The organism is Teichococcus aestuarii, assembly GCF_003116135.1.
GTDB lineage: Bacteria > Pseudomonadota > Alphaproteobacteria > Acetobacterales > Acetobacteraceae > Pseudoroseomonas > Pseudoroseomonas aestuarii.
Genome location: NZ_PDOA01000088.1, coordinates 1 through 472, shown reverse-complemented (window position 1 = coordinate 472; position 472 = coordinate 1). Strand labels below are relative to the sequence as shown.

1 pseudogene is annotated in these 472 nt (G+C 68.6%); it reads left to right on the top strand.

Annotated features, from left to right (window positions below):
* Positions 1 to 108: pseudogene (locus CR165_RS24260) on the top strand (IS5-like element ISRso1 family transposase); the annotation flags it as partial.
* Positions 109 to 472 lie beyond the last annotated feature (364 nt).

Genomic DNA, 472 nt, shown 5'->3' with positions numbered 1-472 from the left:
CGCTGGCGTCGCCTGGTCCGTGACTACGAGCGCCGCTCCGACGTCTCCGAAGCCATGATCCACGTCGGCATGGGCGCGCTCCTCATCAGGCGCATCGCCCACCCATGACCATTCTCAAACGGGCACTAAGACCTTGTGGAGACTGACAAATTCGAGAAAGCTGGCCAAAAGATATCCTGCCTGGCGATGGATCTGGGCAGCGACAGTCTCGCCGGACATGCCCGGCCCGCACGCCCTTTGTGACCGACGCCGACGCCCCCGCACCCAAGCGGCGGCTCTCCGGGCTGCGCGTCGATCAGCGCCCTTCCGCGGGGCGGCGGCCTCGCCCTAGGCCCCACCCGCCGACGCGGCCCCGGCCCGCATTCCTGAACCCCCGCAGCCCCCGGCTCCGGGGGTTTTCTTTTGCCCGCACCCCGGAAGGACACCAGCATGAGCATTCGCGTCGGCATCGTCGGCATCAGCGGCTTCGGCG